Origin of the sequence: Mucilaginibacter sp. (assembly GCF_036383575.1) — a bacterium.
Classification (GTDB): domain Bacteria; phylum Bacteroidota; class Bacteroidia; order Sphingobacteriales; family Sphingobacteriaceae; genus Mucilaginibacter.
Genome location: NZ_DASVOB010000538.1, coordinates 1 through 18,263, shown reverse-complemented (window position 1 = coordinate 18,263; position 18,263 = coordinate 1). Strand labels below are relative to the sequence as shown.

Below are 18,263 nucleotides of genomic sequence, written 5' to 3'. Positions count from 1 at the left end.
TCACATCCGCCGGCGGTTTTGGTTGGCACCCCGGGCCGGATCGCTTTTCACCTGCGCGAAGAAAATTTTAGTACCGATACAGTGCGTACACTCATCCTCGATGAGTTTGATAAGGCGCTTGAGTTTGGTTTCCAGGAGGATATGGCTTATATCATCAGGCAGTTGCCTGCCGTTAAAAAACGAATCCTTACTTCGGCAACCAAAATGGACGAGATTCCGGAATTTACCGGTATTACTAAGCCTGTTGAAGTGAATTTTTTAGGTAATGTAACTTCTGCACCGGATATTAAACAGAAAGCAGTGATATCTGAAGCTGCTGATAAACTGGATGCCTTATTTGCCCTGATCTGTAAAATAGGGAATAAAGCAACCCTGGTGTTTTGTAACCACCGGGAGGCAGTCGACCGGATCAGCGAGTTGCTTTGGTATAAAGGGCTGGAGCATGATGTTTTTCACGGTGGTATGGAGCAGGACGACCGCGAGCGGGCCTTGTTAAAATTCAGAAATGGCAGTCACCGCTTGCTGATCACTACCGATCTGGCCTCTCGTGGTTTGGATATTCCTGAAATAGAATATGTTGTGCATTACCAGCTACCACACAACGAGGAGGCTTTTTTACACCGTAATGGTCGCACGGCACGCATGAATGCAAAAGGGACATCATACCTGATGCTTACGCCTGATGAAAAGCTGCCTTATTTAAAGCAGTTACCTGAAATTGAACAACTGCCCGAAAAGCTGATCCATCCACCAGCATCGCCGTGGGTTACGTTGTACATAGCTGCCGGGAAAAAGGATAAAGTTAACAAGGTTGATATTGTAGGCCTGCTGCTTAAAAAGGGCGGTTTAGCAAAAGACGACCTTGGCCTGATAGAAGTGCTCGACTACTCATCGTACGCTGCCATAAAGCGCGACAAGATAGAAGGTGTAGTAAAGCAGGTAAAAGCCGAAAAAATTAAAGGCAAAAAGGTGAAGATGGAAATTTCGAGGTAATTTTGTTTAAAAGATAGATATAATGAGCAATAACGATATCATGAAAAAGCTGCGGGTGGCTATGAAATTTACTGATGATGATATCATCAAAGTTTTAGAGCTTGTCAATTTCAGGATCACCAAAGCTGAGATAGGCGCCATATTCCGTGCTGACGATCACCCCAACTTCAAACCTTGTGGCGATCAGATCCTTCGTAACTTCCTGAACGGCCTGATCATTTACAAACGCGGCCCAAGGGAGCCAAAACCGAAGGCAGAGCCGGGGAAATAATTGTCTGAACCGGAATTTATTGAATTAAAGGAATGGACAGAATGCTTAGAAACTTCAATAAATTCCTTTAATTCGTTTAATTCGAGTTCAGACAACATCAATGCCCTTCCACAGGTTTTTCCTGTATCAACTTATACTTTCCTGATTTAATCAATCTTTGTTGTTGAGCTGAAAATGATGTACGGCCCCCAAAATCCTGTACCCAGTAGGTTTTATATTCGGCTACACCAACTTCTTTAAAATCGGGGTTCATGAGGTTACGGCAGTGGCCTTCGCTTTTGAACCAGCCGGCCATTACTTCTGCAATACTTTGCTGGCCTTGCGCTATGTTTTCGCCTATGGCGAAACTCTTGAAGCCTTTAAATTTATATCCGGCATACACAATACGGTCTTCCATGCTACGGCCATCCTGGCTATCATGACTGAAATAGTTTTGACGGGCCATATCTTTGGCGTGACCTACAGCTGCATCTTCCAGGTCATTATTCCAGGTAAGGGGAGGGGCCGGCGGGAAATATTTGCTGCCGCAATTGCAGCCCTTTTGGCGGGTGGCGTTAATGCTGTTTAAAAATGCTGTCCTGAATTGTTTGCTGCTCTGGCTATAGGCATTCGCAAACCAAAACAATGCAGCAAAGAATACTATCAATTTTTTCATCTCAATGCTTTGACAATTTTAAACGCCTGTGGTTTAAATTATTGTTTAGGCCGCCTGATAACTGAACGCCAGCGGCCGGATTTCTTTCGGCGGTAAATAATAATGATGGCTATAACGACGAGAACAAGAGTGATGGCGATGAGAACGACAATGACGTTATGTGCCTGGCGGATCTTAGCATTGGCCTGCGCCTGGAATTGCTGGTATATACTTTTTTTTTCGCTATCGCCGAATCCTGCTTTTTGATCTTGATGGAGTCGGCGGCGGCTACTTTGGCAATACTATCCATGGTTACATGGGTGAGGCTATCCTCCAAAAACTCGTGACGTTTAATAGCCTCGGCGGCTTTATCATAATCGTTCATTTTTCGGTACAGTTCGGCATAGCCTACCTGTACTACCGATTCCTTTTTAGGGTCGTGGGTTTTGAGCGATAGCGCGAGGGCATCGTTCAGGTCTTTCTTGCTTAGCTTATAATCCTTTATATCACTTTTAATGCCTGCCAGCTCAATAAGCGAATTGATGATGTTGAGCGTATCCTTTATTTGCCTTGATATGGTATTTGACTGCAATATGAACCATTTGGCCTGGCTAAATTTACGCTGCGAACGGTAAACCTTCGCCAGTGCGTTAAAGCTTGTACGCAAGCCTAAGGTATCGTTATAGCTGGAGTAATTATGCAGGGCAAGCATGGTGTAATTAAGCGCCTCGGTTTGAAAATAGTATTTCATCCGCCGGGTTGATACGGTGTCGTAGTTCAGATAATAGGCGGCAATCTGGGTATAGATAGGGCCTTTTAAGGAATCACCAGTAACTTGTAATTTTTGCTTAAGACTATCCAGATCACTTGCGTGTGCAGATAATTTAAGGGTGGCTGTCAGAATAAAAAGTAAGGTAATAAGTCTCTTCATATAACAGATTACTCGAAAATACAATAATCTGCTTATAATTAGGCAAATAGCGTGCCTGTTTAAGTCCGCTTTAATGTGTGTTCATCAAAGCTTTGTGGTTTTTTGTTTGTTTTTGAGCTGTATTGGCTGTTTTTTAGGAGGATAGCCTTGAAAATATTAATTAACAATTGTTTGCTTGTTTTCCACAGCAACAACTTGTACAGTTAAATGTGTATATAAAAGAAGATTATGCCGAATTGTGGTGCTTAGGAAATCACGCGTTCGTAATTGTTTAACGCAGATCGTAATCCGGTGAATTTCTTTAACAATAAATTGTATAAGGTAATTCCTAATGCTGCACAAGTGATGCCGGCCAATACGTCAAGTACGTAGTGGTGGCTTGCATATACAGCCGTAAACCAGATGCCGACAGTTACAATAGCAAAAAAGATATTAGCAAGCCCCAGCCTGTTTTTTAAGCCGTAGTAAAGTACTATAACCGGGTATGAGGAATGCAGCGATGGCATAGCCGCAAAAACGTTTGAACCCTTGGTGTAAATATTTTTAAAAATGCCTGCATGAAAATAGGCATCGAACCTGGCCAGGCCGGCGGTATTACCCATGGTTAATGGGATAAAATGAAAACCATGATACTGAACAAACCATGGTGGTGCAGCAGGGTAGGTATAGTACACTATAAAGCCCAGTATATTCACCAAAACAAAGGTTAAAGAGAAATTGAGGAACTGCTTTTTGTTTTTAAAGAACAGGTAAGCAGCAAAGCCCAGCGGTACAGGGATCCAGCACAGGTAGAATAAGCCCGATACTACATCAATAAAAGTGTTGCTATTGGCCAGCCAATACTCATTTGGTGTTAATAGTTTACCGTTAAAGTGAATGCCGAACAGGTGTTTTTCGGCATTATAAAGCTCGGCAATATGTACCGGATTGTAGTTGTAATTGGGGAAGGCCTTCATGTAATCAAAAATGATCCAGTACACTATGAAAATAGTGAAGCCTAATATAAACTTGCGGGTTATAGCCGAAGCATAAAACAACACGTTGAAAATGATTACCAACGTTAGCTCATCGGGTTTATAACCTATTAAAAAGGTTGATAACGCCAGGTAAGCAATAGAAAGCAGCGAAACAATAATTATCGACCGGATATTTATCGTGACGCCATTGTTGGCATCGGTCATGCTATTTTTTTAAGAAATCTGAACGGAAAATTTTATCCCAAAACGGTGAACTCACACCGTAACCCTTTTCAGGGTCCTGGTAGTGGTGCAACATGTGGTGTTGTTTGATCTTTTTGAAAATACCGCTTTTAAAGTTAAAATGGTGCATAGCATAATGCGAGATATCATAGATCAAATAGCCCAGTATAAAGCCAGGAAAAAATCCCCAGATATAATCAACCGGTAATAACCATTTAAATAAAAAGAAAAAGCCGGTAGACAAAGGGATACTTAGCGATGGTGGCAATACCAAACGTTTGGCATCGCTTGGATAATCGTGGTGTACACCGTGCATAATAAAGTGCAGGCGCTGTGCCCATTCCAGCTTTTCACTTGGATGATAGTGGAACACAAAGCGGTGCATCACGTATTCTGTAATTGTCCAGATAAATAAACCGAAAGCAAAGAGGCCTATATAACCTAAAATATTCGGGCCCATCAGGTCGAAATATTTGTAGCTGCAATATCCAATAACAGGTACAAAAATATACAAAGGCACAGTCCAGTGCACTTTAGACAGGCTCTCTAAAAAATCGCTTTTAAACATCCTCACAGATTCCTGCGAGTTGGATATATAATTCTTTTTCATTGTTTATAATCAGGATTTAAAACGCTTTTAGGATCTCTCTACCTGTTTATGCTGTGTTTAAATTATTTTAAGGACGAATGGTTTTTAACCAACAAAAGGCAATTTTAGCAAAGAAATTGCTAAGTGTAAATGCCTTTATTTAATTGTTGCGAAGATATGATATTTTGCCGGTAGTTGTAAGTTCGAAGTTCTAAGTCTTGGGCGGAAAGTTTTACGTAAAGAATTTAACTTACACTCCGTCGACCAGAAAGCTGCCAACTGCCACTGCAAACTGAAAACTATTCCTCCCCTTCTTCCAGTTTTGTTAACGCTTTTTTAGCGTCTCTGAGCCTGTTAAAGGCGGTGATATTGGTTAACACGGCAAGTAGTACCAATGGAATTGTAAATATCGATATAGTTTCAAATACATGGAACTTGATACCTGGGACAAACAATTTATAGTTACCACCAATGTATTGGGCTACTATTCCGGACAGGGCAGCGCACAAACCAATGGTTACCACACGCTCGGGCCTTTGCATTAAGCCTCCTTTTATCTCAACGCCTAAACCTTCGGCACGGGCACGTACATAACTAACCATCATGGAACCGATAAGCGCTATAAAGGCAGCTATCGAGCTCAGGAAGTAGTGATGTGCCACCAGGTAATAACAGATACCCAGGAACATGATCAATTCGCTATAACGGTCAAGCACCGAATCATAGAGGGCGCCAAAAGTTGATTTCATATTGCCTAAGCGGGCTACCTGTCCGTCAAGCATATCAAATAAGCCAGCAAACAAGATCAAACCGCCTGCCCAGCCAACATAGCTCAGGTCGCCGCGGTTGCCTTCTTCAGCACCTAAAATAAATATACCAGCCACGCCTACGTTAAGCACGAAGCCTATAGTAGTAACGGCGTTGGGGGTTAAGCCTATCTTTATAAGGATCTTCACAAACGGATCAATAACCTTATAAATGCCTAACTGGAGGTTGGTTCTGAAAGATCTTCTAAGTGTTGTTGTTTGCTGTTCCATTTTTCTCTCTGCTATTTAGGTACGATGTTTAGAAGTCAAATTTAAGCCTTGTCCTCAGTCCCCATTGGGCAACGTTTGGCTGGTCAAGGTATGTAAAGCGCCTTACAAAATCTATGCGTATAAATTTAAATATATTTTCGATACCAACACTACCTTCAACGTAAGGTGTTTTACCTAATGTATAAGTAATTGGCACGCCATCAGCACCTACCGGTAATTGATATAATGACGGATGTATTGATGGATTGTTTTGATCAGATAAACCACCGTATAATACTTTTACCGATGCTGTTTCGCGCCATTTCAATTTCTTTAACAACGGTATTTTGTTGAAGAAGAAGCCGCTGAAGTGCTGATCTATCCTGAAGCTTGCATATTTATCACTCACAAACTCCAAAAAGTTCATTAAGTTGTATGAGTCGATATCATATGCATAAGTTTGGTTGGCCCTGTGTATGGTTAACAACGGGTAGGGTACCGAACCGAAAATTTTGCCTGCCGAAACGTTAATATCCGCATAACCTAACTGCGAGAAATAAAAGCGTTTATCGGCACGGAAATCAAGCTTTTGATAGTTGTACTCGCCCTCAAATAAACCTTTAATACCTGAAGCGTAATCGAGCTCAAATGCAGGGTATTTATTAGGGATAGGGATCCTGTAGATCTTACCCTGGTAAAATTGCTCATGCGGTGCCCAGCGTACACTTGCTGTAAGCTCGGTAGTAGTTAAATGATGGATAGAGTTTGGCAAATCATTGATGATATTATCAAAATACAATGATCCGGCCGGCTCCTGTGTCCACTTTTTAAAGCCTGCGGCGTATGAAAAATGGCTTTCCAACTCGTGTACATAATCAAACCTGTAAAAGTCGTTATAGAGGAACTTATCATTCACGCCACGTTTAAACGATAGCAGGAAATTGTCTTCCTGTACAAACTGCAAGCTGGCACCCGGGATCTTGGTATCACGCTGAAAGCTTGCCCTGATATAGTTTTGCGGGAAACGATAGATGGATTTATCATTAAGCGAGTAGGTTGCACTCAGAAAGTACTTCCAACGCTCATCTTTAAAACCATAAGCCGCATAAGTTTCAAAATAATAACGCTTGCTCAAGTCAGGTGTGGTACGGCCGCCTACACGTAAACGGAAACCTTCAACCGGGTTAAAGCTGTAAAAAGTATTAGCCGGACCTAACTCAAACTTGCCGAAGCCTTTATAGCCCGCAAGCAGGAGGGTTGCTATATCAACCGTACGCTTAAACGAAGGCATGTTGCGTAGGCTGTCAATATTTTTGTAAACTTTTGCTTCGGCAGTCCTTAAAGTATCGGGCCTGTTTTCCTGCCAGAACGATTCAGAACGATGCTTCACTTCATCGCTCAATTCAGCATATTCCGATCCCTGGTAGGTTGTATCAGGACGGGCTTTATTAACAACGTAATTGCTGTAGGTTATGGCCCTTATACCAAACAAACCACTCTTTGCATCTTTTTTGGATGCGCCAAAGTCGGCAATCGTAGTGCTTTTGCTCAGGTGATAGCGGCCATCAGGGTTTTGCTGAAACTCCAGGTTCACCGTCATGGACCTGATGAAGTTGATGTTGATATGTTTATTGATGGTCAGGTCGCATTTTTGTACGGCGTAATTGCCATCAAGTGTAATATAGATACTTCCTTCAAAAAGTACATCAGTTGTGTTACGCGGTGTAAAATCAAGTTTTACAAGCTTATTGTTGTGCTCGTCAAGAACGGTATCAGCAATAAAGTATTTATAGTAATTAGGCGAGTTATCAGAGATCGGGCTCAGGAACTGGCTGGTTATTAAAAATACGTTGTTGGTATAAATATCAACCTTGTTGTACAGGTGTTTAAAGTATTGGGTAAGGCCTTCATTATCAATGCCAGGGCCAAAGTTTACACTTTTTTGCCCTGTTATGTTTTCCCTGGTTTTTTCGGGATTTTTACGATAATAAACCTGCTGCAATTTTTCGTCAAGATAAATAGGCAGCAATGATTTGCCCGGTATCAATGTACTGTCGCGGTTATCTAAAATGAATTTGTATTTACGGAAAAACTTCCTGTCCGAAAACTGGGCTGATACATTGCTCAGCGCAAACATCATTTTATCGTACTCCTTGTATTCAACGTAGTTGTATGCTTCGGGACGGTTTTTTTCTTTATTTTCAATAACCTTGCGGATCAGCTCAACAGCCGGGTTATCCTTATTACGGTATTTAGGTTTTTTGCCCGATTTTACTACAACTTCGTTAAGTTGCTGGGAGGCCGGGAATAGGTGCACGTTTATAACCTGTTCTTTACCGGGAACAACTGCTAAAAAGGCATCTTTATAACCTAAGAATGAGATTTTGATTTGTTTATATTGCTGATTGCTTGTTACCAGGCGGTATTTACCGTTAAGATCAGTAGTGGTACCTGTTGTAGTGCCTGTAAATGAAATACTAACAGAAGGCAGGGTTTGTTTATTACCGGCGTCGGTAACGGTACCCGTTATAACCGTTTGCTGTGCATATAATGCCGAAGCAGAAAAGAGCAGTATAAAGAAAAATAAGCTTTTATAAATTTTTTTACAATCCATGTACTTTGTGCATTGTGCAAATACAAACTTCCTTTTCAACTAAATACTGTTATTATTGGATAAAGAGGTATGTATTAATTATTCAAATATTTTTGGCAGATTAATTATGCCCGCCCCTGTATGTTTTCGTTTTCCTGCTGCCGAATCTTTCCCCGCTTACCCTACTTTGTACACTCCCGGCAGATGGTTGTTACGGAGGTTGCAATTAACAGGCCAAAGGTAAAAAAAATCACTACAGACTAATGTGGTCAAAAAGTCAAATATTGTTTACAGCTATTTATGCCATCATATTCTGTAACTATAAGTAAATTCAAACAACGGCTTTAACAGGTAGTTAGTATCCCCGTTGTTTTGAGTTTACGATGTCCTTAATTACGTAATATGTTGATAATTAGATGTTATTTATTGTTTTCGCCATCAATCAAAGGCCTTTCAAGCTACACAAATAACATTATTTAACAGTTTAATATTTAGTACTGTTAAGGCCATTGCTTTAGATTAATGTTACCCGGTCATAATTTTTTTACTTCATAAAAACAAAACAGCCGTGAAGCAGGGTTCAAATGCTTACGGCTGTTTTGACGGTATTTAGTAATTTAACGATTATTCAGTCGCGAACATATCGTCATAATAATCCAAACCAAGGTGGGTGATCAGGTCTTCGCCCATCAGGTAACGAAGCGTATTCTCCAATTTGATCAGTTGTTTGAATATGTCATTTTCTGCATGCAAGCCTGGTGCTGTTTGAGGCGATTTCAGGTAGAATGATAACCATTCCTGGATGCCGCTCATGCCGGCACGTTTAGCCAGATCGCAGAAGATAGCAAGGTCAAGCGCGATAGGGGCAGCAAGGATCGAGTCGCGGCAAAGGAAGTTGATCTTGATCTGCATTTTGTAGCCTAACCAGCCAAAAATGTCGATGTTATCCCAGCTCTCTTTGTTATCGCCATGCGGAGGGTAGTAGTTAATGCGGATCTTGTGGTAAATGTTACCATAAAGCTCCTGGTTATCTTCTGGTTTGAAGATATCTTCCAATACACCCAATTTTGATACCTCTTTAGTTTTGAAGTTATCCGGATCATCAAGAACCCAACCATCACGGTTACCCAAAATGTTGGTTGAGAACCAACCGTGTACACCTAATGAACGTGCTGCCAGGCCCGGGGCCAATACAGTTTTCATTAAGGTTTGACCGGTTTTGAAGTCTTTACCTGCAATGGGAGTTTTGGTTAATTTAGCCAGCTCGATCAATGCAGGGATATCAACTGTTAAGTTAGGGGCACCATTAGCGAAAGGAACACCTAATTTTAAAGCTGCGTAAGCATAGATCATACTTGGGGCGATCAGCTTATCATCATTTTTCAAACCTTCTTCAAAAGCAGCTAATGACTGGTGTACAGCCGACGCTTCATAATAGATCTCGGTTGAACCGCACCATACCAAAACAACCCTGTCAAGACCGTTAGCCTCTTTAAAGTTTTTGATATCTGCCATAACCTGCTCGGCAAGCTCAAGCCTGGTTCCGGTTTTAACGTGGGTACCATCAAGGTTCTTAGCATAGTTTTTATCAAACGCAGCTTTCATTGGTTTTATAGCTTCCAATTCGGCTTTAACTGCTTGTAACAGACCTGGTTCAAGCACCTGTGCGTTTGATGCAGATTCAAATACGTTATCTTCATAAACGTCCCAGCCACCAAAAACTAAATCGTTTAAGTTAGCGAGCGGAACAAACTCATTAATTTTAGGATTACGGTTTTCGGTCCTTTTTCCTAAGCGTATGTGGCCCATTTGAGTAAGGGAGCCAATTGGCTGCGAGATGCCTTTTTTAACGGCTTCAACGCCGGCAATCAGGGTAGTTGCCACGGCGCCTAATCCTGGGATCAGGATACCAAGCTTACCTTTGGCAGGTGTAATGTTGATTTTCATTTATGTAACTATTATTTATTTAAAATTAACTGGCTAAAGCCATTTGTTGGCTTTATACCATTTTAGCGTTTCGGCCATACCGTTTTGCAGATTGTATAAAGGATAAAAACCCAGGTCGGATTTAGCTGCTTCAATATCGCAATTCCAGTTAATGGCGGTTAATTCATTAAGCTTTTCAATATTCAGTACCGCAGCTTTGTTGCTCAAAGAACTTATTTTTTCAGACACAGCTGCAATGATTTTTACAAAATTTACAGGCAGATGAAACTTCAGTGTTTTTACCTTTAGCTCATCTTTGGTAATATTACCTAACTCATAACGGTCGTAAAAATTACCATCACTTAAATTAAATGTCTTGTTATTACCACCATATAAAGCCTTAATGCTTGCTTTGGCCAGGTCTTTAACATATATAAAGCTGAGCTTTTGCTGTGCATTGCCTATATAAGGCTCAATGCCCCTCGCCACCTGTTTAAAAAATATAAATATGCCTGTATCCCTTGGTCCGTAAACCGCGGTGGGCCTTAGTATGGTATAATTCAGGCCGGTTACCGTTTTTAGCTTTTCTTCCGCAAGCAATTTGCTCCTGCCATATGCAGTAACAGGATGCGGAGTAGTGGCTTCGGTTATAGTACCGGTCAGTGAATTAAGCGGCCCAACAGAAGCGAGGCTGCCAATAAGTACAAACTTTTTTAAATCCGGGCATGCTTCATAAGCTGCCGAAGCGAGGTTATAAGTGTACGTAGCGTTTATGCGGTTATATTCGGCTTCGGAGCGGGCGCTGGTTACACCTGCAGCGTGTATGATATAATCAGGCTTAATTTCCGCCAGTTGTTTACTTAATGTTTCCTTATTGTTAAACTCGGGGTAAATATATTGAATATCTAAATCGCTTAAGTGACTTATTTTACTACTTTTTCTGACTGCTATAAAAACCTCCAGATTGTTTTGTAAAGCCTCCTCAATTAAATGAGATCCAACAAAGCCGCTCGCACCGGTTATTAAAACCCGTTCCCTCATATTGCTTTTTGATATAACCTGTATTTTTTATAAGGATCGCCTTTGATGGCCTCAATGGCACGGTTCATCATCTCGTTGTTTTCAAGCGTCCAGCCTGCTTCAGCGTGCTTATAACCTTTAGCCTTATATTCCTTGATAATAGTGCCATATAAACAGGCCTCGATACCCATTTTGCGATAATCTTCGATAACCCCAAGGGCATAAATACGGATACCGGTGATGCTCTTTTTGCCAAACAACAGTTTGAAAATACCGGTAGGCAATAACCTGCCGCGTTTTATTTTTTTGAAAATGTCATTATAATCCGGGAGCGCAAGGCCAAATGCTACTATTTTACCGTGCTGCTCGGCAACGATGGCAAAATCAGGGTCAAGGATCAGCTTAAGATCTTTGGCCAGGTAATCATATTCCTCGTTGGTTAGGGGTACAAAACCGGTGTTTTTATCCCAGGCCGAATTGTACACTTCGCGTAGCTTGGCGGCCTCTTCCTTGAAATTTTTAAGATTGATCTTGCGGATAACGATATCGTTGCGCTTTAACCTGTCTTCAAGCGCGTTTAATAAACGTACTGATTTATCATCATAGGCTTGCCCTTCCCAATGCCATCCTATCAGGTCTACATCTTTGGCAAAACCAAAATGATCAACAAGGTTGGCATAATAAGCAAAATTATAGGTGTTCATCAGGAATGGCGAACTGTCAAAACCCTCAATCAATAAACCGCAGGGCTCATTGGTTGAAAAGTTAGTTGGGCCCAGTAATTTTCCTGTAACACCTTTTTCTTTAAGCCATTTGGTAACGGTTTCAAAAAGGAGGTCAGAAACCCCGGTGTCATTTATACAATCGAAAAAACCAAAAAAGCCATCGTTAACATGGCTGTATTCATTATGGCCGTTGTTAAGGATGGCAGCTATCCGGCCAACTATCTTGTCGCCATCATAAGCTAAAAACGGTTGTACGGTATTGTGCTTATGGAAAGGGTGTTTGGTTAAAAGATCTCTTTGAGCGATGAACAGTTCGGGAACATAGTAAGGATCGTCCTTATACAGGTCATGCGGAAAATCAATAAACGAAGCCAGTTCTTTTTTCGATTTAACCGTTACTATTGTAATCATGTGTGGTAAATGATTGATAAAGCAAATTGGTATGCTTTAAATAAAAATGTGCATTTAGCTTACTTTAATAAAAAAGCAGCTAAATGCACAATAGGGTTCTTCATTATATTTTTTCTTTAACAGAAGCGTTTACACCAACTTCTTTAAAGGCTTTTGCAAGTTTTTCAACAGCTTCATCAATTTGCTCAAAAGTATGGGTAGCCATTAATGAGAAACGAAGCAGCGACGAATCGGAAGGAACGGCAGGGGATACAACCGGGTTAACAAATACACCAGAAGCTTGCAGGTGTTTGGTAACCGCGAAAGTTTTTTCGTTATCACGAACGTAGATCGGCAAAATAGGGCTTTCGGTAGGACCAAGGTCAAAGCCTTCTTCCAGTAAAAGCTTCATGGCATAATTAGTATTATCCCACAATTTCTCGATCCTTTCAGGCTCCGATTCAATGATATCTAATGCTGCAATTACGCTGGCTACAGAGCCAGGAGGCATACTTGCGCTGAACATTAATGAACGTGCGCGGTGTTTGATATAATCAATAGTATCCTGATCGCTGGCAATGAAACCACCTAATGAGGCTAATGATTTACTGAAGGTACCCATGATAAGGTCAACCTCATTGGTAAGGTTAAAGTGTGAGGCGGTACCTGCACCTTTATCACCAATTACACCAAGGCTGTGCGCATCATCAACCATGATATTAGCACCATAAGTATCGGCAAGCTCAACAATTTTAGGCAATTTAACAATATCGCCTTCCATGCTGAAAATACCGTCAACGGCAATAATCTTCACGGCATCTTCAGGAAGTATGCTTAGCTTGCGCTCCAGATCGGCCATGTCATTATGGGCGTACTTGATCACTTTTGAAAACGACAGGCGGCTGCCATCAATGATACAGGCATGGTCATACTCATCAAGTATGATATAGTCATTACGGCCGGTAACGCACGAAAGTACACCAAGGTTTACCTGGTAACCTGTGCTGAATAAAACAGTGGCTTCTTTGCCTACATAGCTGGCCAGCCTGTTTTCAAGCTCAATATGGATATCAAGTGTACCGTTCAAAAAACGTGAACCGGCACAGCCTGTGCCATATTTGTCAATTGCTTTTTTTGAAGCTTCTTTGATTTTTGGATGATTGGTAAGGCCTAAGTATGAGTTAGAACCGAACATTAATACCCGCTTGTTGTCAATAATTACCTCAGTGTCTTGTGCAGACTCAATAGGCCTGAAATAAGGATATAACCCCCGTTCACGCAGCATATTTGCTACTTGAAACTGAGCGATCTTCCCATGTAGTTTTTTAACCATGTATATTAACTCTGCTTAAATTTTGTGTAAAAATACCATGAATAAGCATATAACTTATACGGTGTGTGTAAATTTTTTTAAAATAATGCCTATTAACGTATCTATACTACTTAAGAAGCACACAAATTCTTACAGGGCAAATTAATTAATTTTTTTATTTATATCGAGCCTATTATTTTCATTTTTTTGTAAAAAGCCCAAAAAGCTTACACTATCCCGAGTTTTTGTAATTTTTTGCGTAAAATTCTTGTTCCACAGTTTAATTTAGTAATATTAATTACATATTCGCATTCCCCCGTATAAATCCTGCACCGATCATAAAACTTTTCTTTGTGATTTTTGCTTGATATACATTGTTATCTATAGCCACCGTATGAAAAAACACAAGTACTTTTTAGCGCTTCTTGTACTTAATTTAACATTTAATTTACACAGCAATAGTTATGCCCAAAATGTTGCCGATAGTATAAGCGGCCCTGTTTCGCTGAAACAGGCCATCGATTTTGCTTTGCGTAACCAGCCAACAGTAAGGCAGGCTTCAATTGATGAGCAGATCAATGAGCGCGACATTAAAATTGGTTTATCGGCATGGCTGCCCCAGGTAAATGGATCGGGCCTTTATAATTATTACTATAAGGGCAGTCCGCAGGCAGGAGCATCCGGCGCTAATATCCCAAGCAATGCGGGTACTATCCGTAACCTTTCAACTTTGGGCGTTACGGCTTCGCAGGTTTTGTATAATAACGATGTGTTTTTGGCTTCAAGGGCCAAAAGATACTCACGTGAGTACTATAAACAGAACACGCTGAGCAGCCAGATCGATGTAGTAAGCGATGTAAGCAAAGCCTTTTTCGACGTTTTACTGTCCGAAAAACAATTGGATATCACTAAAGAGGATATCATCAGGCTGCAAAGAAGCCTTAAGGATGCCAAAAGCAGGTATACTGCCGGTGTGTCTGATCCTACCGATTATAAACAGGCTACAATCGCCCTGAATAATTCAGTAGCTACCCGCAAGCAAACAGAAGAGGCCATTAAAAGTAAAACGGCTTTGCTGAAGCAGATCATGGGTGTTGGCGCAGCTACGCCAATAAGTCTTTCCTATGATTCAACCCGGTATGAGCAGGAAGCAAGTATTGATACATTGCAAGTGCTTAACCCCAATAATCGCATCGAATATCGCTTGCTCGAAACAACAAAGGCGCTTAATAACCTCAACGTAAATTATTACCGCTTTGGCTTTTTGCCTTCGCTGTCGGCAGTAGGTAGTTATCAGCATGCATACTTCAGTCATGATTTTAGCGATCTGTATAACAGTTCGTTCCCTACGGGTTATGTTGGCTTAACACTGGCCGTACCTATTTTTCAGGGGACTAAACGCCTGCAAAACCTTGCTAAAGCCAAACTACAGGTTGAGCGTACCGATCTTGACCTGATCAATACAAAAAATAGCATTTATACCGAGTATACCCAGGCACTGGCCGCATATAAAAGTAATTATACAAGCTACCAGCTCATTCGCGAAAATGTGAACCTTGCAAAGGATGTATACAAGGTAGTAAGCCTGCAATACCGTGAGGGGGTAAAAACCTACCTTGATGTAATTGTATCGCAGGCCGATCTGCGTACTGCCGAATTGAGCTATTATAATGCCCTGTTCAATTTGTTGAGCAGTAAAATTGATTTGCAGCGGGCTTTGGGGATCCTACCTGTTCAGCAACCATAAAATATCGTCATAAAAAACAAAAAACTACAGCAACACACGAACAACCTATTCTACATGAAACATACATATATATATTGGTTAGCCCCTGCAGCACTTTTAACATGGGCATCATGCGGTAAACCTCAAAAGGGCGGGCCGGCCGCCATGCCCCCAACTCCTGTATATCTTGCCGACGCTAAAACAGCCGAAGCAGTATATTATGATAAATACCAGGGGCTTGTGGTTTCGGTAAATACTGTCGAACTGCGCAGCCAGGTGCCGGGTTTTGTAACGGGCATATTTTTTAAAGAGGGCGATGTTGTGCAAAAAGGCAAAGTATTGTATGAAATAGATAAACGCAAATACCAGGCAGCCTTTGACCAGGCCAAAGCCAATGTATTAAGCGCCGAAGCTAATCTGGTTAAAGCGCAAAAAGACATTGACAGGTATAATATGCTGCTGAAAAGCGATGCGATTGCCCGCCAAACGGTAGATCAGGCACAGGCTACTTATGAAACCAATAAAAGCCAGGTTGCTGTAGCCAAAGCTGCGCTTGAGTCGGCCCGTACCGATCTGTCATATGCCACTATTACCGCACCTTTTACCGGGCGTATAGGTATCTCGCAGGTGAGGTTGGGGACGCAGGGAGTAGCAGGCACCACGCTGATGAACACCATATCGGCAGAGCATCCAATCGGTGTTGACGTGGTGATCAACGAGCAGGATATCAATCGCTTTTACGGTCTGCAAAAATCAAGCACCGACAGTACCTTTAAACTGGTACTGCCCGATGGAAGCAAATACAGCAAAGCAGGTAAAGTACTGGCAATTGACAGGGGCGTAAGCAACCAAACCGGTAGCATCAAGGTGAGGATCCAGTTCCCGAACGAGGATGATGTGCTGAAGGATGGCATGAGCTGCGTGTTGCAGGTGCTGAATAGCCAGTCGGGTAACAGGGTACAGATTCCGTTTAAAGCGGTAACTGAGCAAATGGGCGAGTTTTTTGTATTTGCCACCAGGGATACCGTTGTAAAAGATACTGCTGCTGATAAATCTGTTAAAGACAGACGTGATACGCTTGCAAGACAGGTAAAAGTAAAATTAGGACCGCGTATTAACGATGATGTGGTAATAATGGATGGTATAAAGCAAGGTGATAAAGTAGTTACCGACGGATTCCAGCGTTTACGTGATGGCGGCAGGGTAACCACCGGATCAGCAGCGCCGGCCGGGGCTGCACCTAAAAAATAATTTTATATCAGAAAAGAGATTTTAAGCCAAACAAGGGGCACATCTACCCTGGAAACTTAATATAAAGAAAGAATGATCGCAGATACTTTTATAAAACGACCGGTTACCGCCATTGTAATATCCCTGGTGATATTAATAGTGGGTATCCTGTCAATAACCAGCCTGCCAATAGGCCAGTACCCCGATATTACACCGCCTACCGTATCTGTAAGCGGTACCTATACCGGTGCCGATGCACTAACGGTTGAGCAAACCGTAGCTACCCCGGTTGAGGTGCAGGTGAACGGTGTACCGGGCATGACCTACCTGCAAAGTAATAGCAGCAGTAACGGTCAAATGAGCATGACAGTTAACTTTGACGTAGGTACAGATATTAATATCGCCGCGCTCGACGTACAAAACCGTGTGGGTATTGCTTTGCCTACCTTACCGCAGGAAGTGCAGCGTTTGGGTATGGTGGTACGTAAACGTAACCCGAGTATCTTAATGCTGGTGGCCATGTTTAGCCCCAAGGGTACTCATGACGTTACTTTTACCGATAATTACACTAACATATTTATCAAGGACGCTATTTTGCGTACCAAAGGTGTGGGTGACGTTGTAACACGTGCCGACGATTTTAGTATGCGTTTGTGGCTGAACCCTGATAAGCTTGCTGCCCTGGGTATGAGCGCCGCCGATGTAACCAATGCCCTGCAGGAACAAAACGCGCAGGTCGCAGCCGGTACGGTAGGTGCAACTCCCCAATTAAAAGGACAAACTTTTGAATACTCGGTAATTGTAAAGGGCCGTTTAAGCAAACCCGAAGAATTTGGTAATGTGGTTGTTAAAACCCAGCCGAACAATGGTGGTATAGTGCACCTTAAAGATGTGGCCAGGATAGAGCTTGGTAAATTCAACTATTCAGGTAACTCATTTGTTGATGGTAAAAGGGCATCATATCTGCTGGTTTACCAGGCGCCAAACAGTAACTCGCTCGAAACTGCGGATAATGTTTACGCCACGATGGATGAGCTTAAAAAGAGCTTCCCAAAGGATATCGATTACGTAGTTCCTTTTGAGGCCATCACAGTAGTAAAAGTATCAGTAAGTGAGGTAATAGATACGCTGGTTATTGCACTGGCGCTGGTTATTTTGGTAGTATTCTTGTTTCTGCAAAGCTGGCGTACTACGCTTATTCCGGTACTGGCAATTCCTGTATCCATTATTGGTACGTTCATCTTTTTTATCCCGCTCAACTTTACCATCAATACGTTAACACTATTCGGTTTCGTACTCGCTATCGGTATTGTGGTGGATGATGCTATTGTGGTGGTTGAGGCTGTACAGCATTACATGGATGAGGAGGGTATGACGCCTAAAGAGGCTACCCAACACGCCATGGCCGATATCTCGGCACCGGTAATAGCCATCGCCTTGATCCTGGCAGCGGTGTTTGTGCCGGTAGGCTTTGTGCCGGGCATAGTAGGGCGCTTGTACCAGCAGTTCGCTATCACTATTGCAATATCCGTATTGATCTCGGCTTTTGTGGCGCTTTCGTTAACACCGGCATTGTGTACACTGTTGCTTCGCCCGCACAAGATCGATGAAAACTCCGGAGGGCTTAATAAATTCTTCTTTAAGTTTAACACCTGGTTTACTCGTGTAACAGGCAGGTACCGTAATACGGTTGATAAGAGCATCAAAA

The 18,263-nt window shown here is 41.9% G+C and carries 15 protein-coding genes; 5 read left to right on the top strand and 10 right to left on the bottom strand.

The window, feature by feature from the left end; translation table 11 throughout:
* Together VF500_RS19070 and VF500_RS19065 are read left to right on the top strand one after the other, a co-directional pair.
* On the top strand, window positions 1–993 hold a 993-nt coding region (locus VF500_RS19070), incomplete at its 5' end, for a helicase-related protein (RefSeq protein WP_330861203.1).
* A gap of 22 nt (window positions 994–1,015) precedes the next feature.
* Window positions 1,016–1,264, top strand: a complete 249-nt coding sequence (locus VF500_RS19065; protein WP_330861202.1) for a DUF1456 family protein — start codon at window positions 1,016–1,018, stop codon at window positions 1,262–1,264.
* Between the two features lie 97 nt (window positions 1,265–1,361).
* Here the strand turns inward: VF500_RS19065 and VF500_RS19060 are convergent, their stop codons facing one another.
* The 10 genes from VF500_RS19060 to spt form a co-directional block, all read right to left on the bottom strand.
* On the bottom strand, window positions 1,362–1,919 hold the full coding sequence (locus tag VF500_RS19060) for a CAP domain-containing protein (RefSeq protein ID WP_330861201.1): 558 nt from the start codon (window positions 1,917–1,919) through the stop codon (window positions 1,362–1,364).
* Between the two features lie 109 nt (window positions 1,920–2,028).
* A complete protein-coding gene (locus VF500_RS19055; protein ID WP_330861200.1) occupies window positions 2,029–2,829 on the bottom strand; it encodes a tetratricopeptide repeat protein in 801 nt (266 codons plus the stop codon).
* Window positions 2,830–3,074: 245 nt separating this feature from the next.
* A complete protein-coding gene (locus VF500_RS19050) occupies window positions 3,075–4,010 on the bottom strand; it encodes a phosphatase PAP2 family protein (RefSeq protein WP_330861199.1) in 936 nt (311 codons plus the stop codon).
* Between the two features lies 1 nt (window position 4,011).
* Window positions 4,012–4,638 (bottom strand): sterol desaturase family protein, encoded by a 627-nt coding sequence (locus tag VF500_RS19045; protein WP_121229947.1) that lies wholly within the window; start codon window positions 4,636–4,638, stop codon window positions 4,012–4,014.
* A gap of 278 nt (window positions 4,639–4,916) precedes the next feature.
* Window positions 4,917–5,654 carry a CDP-alcohol phosphatidyltransferase family protein gene (locus VF500_RS19040; RefSeq protein ID WP_330861198.1) on the bottom strand — a complete coding sequence of 246 codons (738 nt, stop codon included), beginning with the start codon at window positions 5,652–5,654 and terminating at the stop codon, window positions 4,917–4,919.
* A gap of 28 nt (window positions 5,655–5,682) precedes the next feature.
* Window positions 5,683–8,247: a DUF5686 and carboxypeptidase-like regulatory domain-containing protein gene (locus VF500_RS19035; RefSeq protein WP_330861197.1), complete on the bottom strand. Its 2,565-nt coding sequence runs from the start codon at window positions 8,245–8,247 to the stop codon at window positions 5,683–5,685.
* A gap of 603 nt (window positions 8,248–8,850) precedes the next feature.
* Entirely contained in the window at window positions 8,851–10,173 is a 1,323-nt protein-coding gene (locus VF500_RS19030) for an inositol-3-phosphate synthase (RefSeq protein ID WP_330861196.1), read from the bottom strand.
* 33 nt (window positions 10,174–10,206) lie between these two features.
* Window positions 10,207–11,193, bottom strand: coding sequence for an NAD(P)-dependent oxidoreductase (locus tag VF500_RS19025; protein WP_330861195.1), 987 nt, complete (start codon window positions 11,191–11,193; stop codon window positions 10,207–10,209).
* Complete coding sequence (locus VF500_RS19020; RefSeq protein WP_330861194.1) at window positions 11,190–12,308, bottom strand: GNAT family N-acetyltransferase; 1,119 nt, start codon at window positions 12,306–12,308, stop codon at window positions 11,190–11,192. The genes VF500_RS19025 and VF500_RS19020 overlap by 4 nt, the downstream gene beginning before the upstream one ends.
* Window positions 12,309–12,411: 103 nt before the next feature.
* Window positions 12,412–13,620: a serine palmitoyltransferase gene (gene spt, locus VF500_RS19015; protein ID WP_110585043.1), complete on the bottom strand. Its 1,209-nt coding sequence runs from the start codon at window positions 13,618–13,620 to the stop codon at window positions 12,412–12,414.
* 373 nt (window positions 13,621–13,993) lie between these two features.
* Between spt and VF500_RS19010 the strand changes: the two genes are divergently transcribed.
* The 3 genes from VF500_RS19010 to VF500_RS19000 form a co-directional block, all read left to right on the top strand.
* Window positions 13,994–15,346, top strand: a complete 1,353-nt coding sequence (locus VF500_RS19010) for a TolC family protein (protein WP_330861193.1) — start codon at window positions 13,994–13,996, stop codon at window positions 15,344–15,346.
* Between the two features lie 54 nt (window positions 15,347–15,400).
* On the top strand, window positions 15,401–16,576 hold the full coding sequence (locus VF500_RS19005) for an efflux RND transporter periplasmic adaptor subunit (RefSeq protein WP_330861192.1): 1,176 nt from the start codon (window positions 15,401–15,403) through the stop codon (window positions 16,574–16,576).
* A 72-nt stretch (window positions 16,577–16,648) separates the two neighbouring features.
* Window positions 16,649–18,263 (top strand): efflux RND transporter permease subunit (locus VF500_RS19000; RefSeq protein WP_330861191.1); only part of this gene is annotated, 1,615 nt, incomplete at its 3' end.